Source organism: Armatimonas sp. (genome assembly GCF_031410135.1).
Taxonomy (GTDB): domain Bacteria; phylum Armatimonadota; class Armatimonadia; order Armatimonadales; family Armatimonadaceae; genus Armatimonas.
In genome coordinates, this window is the sequence record NZ_JANNYP010000134.1 from 1 (window position 1) to 3,958 (window position 3,958).

Here is a 3,958-nt window from a genome sequence, read left to right on the forward strand (position 1 = left end):
ACAGCCGGAGGCAATTGCCTCCGGCTGTTTTGTTTAGAATTTGCTCGGATCACCCTCCGCACTGATCAGGCGCTCCAGAACCTCCAGTGCTGTGCCTTCCAGCATGCTAGGTTTCAGTAGCACGTACTCGTCGTGCTCAAAGACAAGGTCATTGCCGTAGTCTTCTCGATGGTGAGTCACTTGCAGGGTGCCCAGCCAGATGGTTTGCTTCCAGTTTTCATCTTGGTGAGAGCTGCGGGAGAGATTCACTGCCAGCGCCAGGTTTCCAGAGCCAAACGCGAAGATCACTCCTTCGCGGCAATCGGCTCCATTCAGTCGAAGCTTCCAGGGGAATAAGCTCTCGGGAAAGAGAATTAGCTCAGAGAAGCGATGGGTGAAGGCGACCAGCTCCGCCGGAATACTGTCTCTGCGATGGTTATCCTCGATAGGGGGCTGTGACGGGAAGCGAGCGGCGCAGGCATTCCAAAAGGTATCGATCTGAGCGGGTTCACAGATGCTCCAGCCGATGAGGGGGGCCAATGTCCCTGTTGCTGCGTCTTGCGTTACCCCAAGAAAACCCGCCAAGAGATTTAGCAGGCGTCCCTCTGGCTGAACCTGTATTGGAGCCGAGGAAAGCCCGGTGGGAAATGCCTCAATAGCGATACCACGCCCGTCGAACTGTTTAAGCGCAATCGCCCATCTCTCACGGGGATACTCTAGCGTCTCATTCACGAAGCGTTTGTTTTGGCGCTCCAAATAAGGAAACAGATCGGTGATCCAGCCCGAGACACCTTCAGAGAGATAGGCATAAGCGGGTTTATAGATCGCATGCCAGAACTCTATATCTGGCGTCCCTTCGGCTGTCTCCACGAGCTTGTCAAGAATGGGACACAAACGCACGAGCCATCTGTCCAAATCATAAGGTGTGAAAAACTCGATACGCTGGCGAATTTTGTGCCAGTCGTTGGCAGTTCCCTTGAGCGTGATCTGCGGAATACCACAACCAATGAGAATCACATAATCGAAGTAGCGCTGGAAGGCGTCTAATAGCGCGACCTCGCTTGCGGTGCGAATGGTGGGAGTCGTCGTGGAGAAGTTGCAGACGAGAGCTGCGTGAAGCTGCGGGTCAATGTACTCCCGCACGCTCGCGGACCAGAGCGCGATGGCATCGGGCCAGGTTTCGTCGTTAGGAAAGCTCTCCACTTCGACAACCAGCTCGCGCTTGCCTTGGTGGCTCACGAACTGGTGCCGGAGGCACTCGGCGTTCTCGTTGACATGGTGTGCGAAGCCCTGCTGGATCGTTAGCCAGATGTCGTCGGGCGAGAGAGTGAGCGGGCGGTGCTCAGCAAAGGCACGGTGGATCGCCTCAATCAACGGGTGAAAGCTGGCATTGGCGACGACACGTCGCTCACGCTCCGGCAAGCTCACAAAAACACGCCCACTGCGCCGCTCCAGCGATTTGTAGAGAGACTCCTCTTTCAGCCGCGTTCGTGCTGGAGCGACATCGTCCACCACAAACGTAATCCCCGTTGTTATTGCCTCAGTCAGCGTTTCCATACGCTAGTATACAGGCCCATTTATGGGTCTTGCCGCAACTGCAGGCCGCTTTAGCCGCCTGAAACAGTGTAGAATAGAGTCATGAAAGCCGCAACCCTCATTCGTGACATCCCCGATTTTCCGCAACCCGGAATCATGTTCAAAGACATTACCCCCGTTCTGGCCGACCCCGTTGCCTTTGCCGAGGTGATCGCCGCCCTCACCGAGGATATTAAGCGCCTTAAGCCCGATATTATCGTCGGGATCGAGTCGCGGGGATTTCTCTTTGGTGCGCCGGTGGCCCATGAACTGGGAGTCGGGTTCGTGCCGTTTCGCAAAGTCGGGAAGCTGCCCTACCACACGGTCTCTCAGGAGTACGCACTAGAGTACGGTACGGCGGCGCTGGAGGCCCATGTAGATGCTATCAAGCCCGGTCAGCGCGTGGTGATCGTGGACGATGTGCTCGCAACCGGCGGCACTGCCGTGGCGGCGGGGCAGCTTGTGGAGAAGCTCGGCGGCGCGACTGTGGGGTTTGCCTTCTTTGTGGAGTTGGGCTTTTTAGAGGGGCGCACGAAGCTGGTGGGCCGCGAGATCACGACCCTTTTGAGCTACTAAGATGTTGACCATTCGTGATGCCATGACGGCATTAGATTCTATTGCACCGCCGGATTTGGCGCTGGGTAACGATCCACGCGGCTTGCTGATCGGGGACGCGAAAGCGCCGCTGACGGGAATTGTCGCGTGCCTCGATGTGACGCAGCGGGCCGTGGAGACGGCCCTAAAAATCGGTGCGAACCTGATTGTCGCACACCATCCCCTCATCTACCAGCCTGCACGAACGCTGCTGGCTTCGGAGCCGCATCCCGGGAGTGTCGTGCTGGCCTGCGCTCGTCACGGGATCGCGGTTGCCTGTGCCCACACCAACTGGGACGTAGCCGCAGGCGGGATCAATGATGTGCTTGCGGGGCTTCTGGGGCTGACCGACGTGAAAGTGCTCCGAGTGACAAGCTCCACGAGTGGCGATGGGATCGGGCGCGTGGGGCTTCTACCCGAGCCGCTGACGGCCACAGACTTTCTCAACAAGCTGGGCAACGTGCTGGGGATCGCGCCGCGCACACTCACCCCCACACGGGCGTTGGCGGTCCAGAATGTCGCAGTCTGCGGCGGTGCAGGAGCCGAGCTGATCACCGAAGCGCTGGCCGCCGGAGCCGACACGCTGGTGACCGGCGATATCCAGCACCATGAGTTTGTCGCTGCTGCCGAGCAGGGCTTCTTGCTCGTGGATGCGGGCCACCATGCCACAGAAAACCCTGGTGCACGGGAGCTAGGTAGGCGACTGGAGCAGGCTCTGGAGGGGGTGCGCGTTACTTTCGTTTGATCGGCAGGTTGGTCACGGGAAGCTCCGCCTGGTAGAGCGCCAAAAGCGGCTTACCTAGCTCTAAGTCATCGAAGGGCCGCACGACCTGGTGGGTGAGTGTGACAGCGCAGGGAGAGAGTGGCGGGTGCTGTGTGCGAAAAAGACTCTGGCCGTCTTTGGAGAGCCGCGCAGGGTGGTACTGGCTTCCAAGCCGCGTCAAGAACCGCACCGACTCATGCCAAGGGCCGATCAGGGTTGCCTCAGGAGTCTCCGCGCACTCTGCACGAAGATGGAGCTGAACCGCGTGGGTCGTCACTTTTACCCCGAGGCGCTCAAAAGTCTGGCGGGCGGGATCACCGGCGACATAGACATTGAACCGGCCCTCTTCGGTCACGCGGCTGAAGGGTAAGAGGCTGGTGGCGATAGCTGTACTGGCGACAAAGTGCTTGATCACAGTCGCGCTGCGCTCGTTTTCGGTTCGGGTCAGCACCTGGAGAGTTGCCTCCTGGTAGTCTTCCCCAAGCTGGCTTGGGAGCGGCGACCAGCGGGCGTTCTCACGGAGGGCAAAGATGACCTGGACAAACCCGACCAGCTGGCCGTCACTGTTGGGTAAGCGCTCCAGCGTGGTGCCCGGCGGAACCAGAGCCTGAAGCTTCTCTACCGGGGCGCTCCAGGTGACGATAAAAAGATCGCGCAAGACAGCGCTGGCCGTGGCGACCTTGAGAGGCGCGTGCACAGGGCTTGATTCCTGCGCAAGAAGAGGGGCATGGGCTTCCAGAACACTCATGCCCCTATGATACCCGCAGCAGCTTAGTGGTTGGAGCTGAGCGTCTTGGGATTCGAAGCCGCGACGTCTCCCATCTCAGGAACTGGCATCTCTCCCATGACCTCACGCGTGGGCACTGCTCGGGCTCCCATGATCACATTTCCCATACGCGGTTCTGGGCGAGCGATTTTGCCGACAGTTTCGAAGGGATCACGACGAGGAGCGGGCGTACTCTGAATCATGGGCAGGGCCATCGGAGCACCCATTGTAGGGCTTGGCTCAGAGTTTGGATGTAAGATCGCGGCGGCGCTTCCGACGGC

5 protein-coding genes are annotated in these 3,958 nt (G+C 59.2%); 2 read left to right on the forward strand and 3 right to left on the reverse strand.

Going from position 1 to position 3,958, the window contains the following annotated elements:
• Positions 1-33 precede the first annotated feature (33 nt).
• The gene (locus RMO15_RS04985; protein ID WP_309708642.1) at positions 34-1,536 is read right to left on the reverse strand and encodes a DUF4419 domain-containing protein; all 1,503 of its coding nucleotides are present in this window, start codon (positions 1,534-1,536) and stop codon (positions 34-36) included.
• Between the two features lie 81 nt (positions 1,537-1,617).
• Here RMO15_RS04985 and RMO15_RS04990 point away from each other — a divergent pair, with 81 nt between their 5' ends.
• Together RMO15_RS04990 and RMO15_RS04995 are read left to right on the forward strand one after the other, a co-directional pair.
• Positions 1,618-2,130, forward strand: a complete 513-nt coding sequence (locus RMO15_RS04990; protein WP_309708644.1) for an adenine phosphoribosyltransferase — start codon at positions 1,618-1,620, stop codon at positions 2,128-2,130.
• A gap of 1 nt (position 2,131) precedes the next feature.
• The gene (locus RMO15_RS04995) at positions 2,132-2,893 is read left to right on the forward strand and encodes a Nif3-like dinuclear metal center hexameric protein (RefSeq protein ID WP_309708647.1); all 762 of its coding nucleotides are present in this window, start codon (positions 2,132-2,134) and stop codon (positions 2,891-2,893) included.
• On the opposite strand, the gene RMO15_RS05000 is transcribed toward RMO15_RS04995, so the two are convergent.
• Both RMO15_RS05000 and RMO15_RS05005 read right to left on the reverse strand, forming a co-directional pair.
• Complete coding sequence (locus RMO15_RS05000) at positions 2,880-3,659, reverse strand: hypothetical protein (protein WP_309708649.1); 780 nt, start codon at positions 3,657-3,659, stop codon at positions 2,880-2,882. The genes RMO15_RS04995 and RMO15_RS05000 overlap by 14 nt on opposite strands.
• A gap of 23 nt (positions 3,660-3,682) precedes the next feature.
• Positions 3,683-3,958, reverse strand: a 276-nt coding sequence (locus RMO15_RS05005) for a hypothetical protein (RefSeq protein ID WP_309708651.1), incomplete at its 5' end; no start/stop codon positions are given.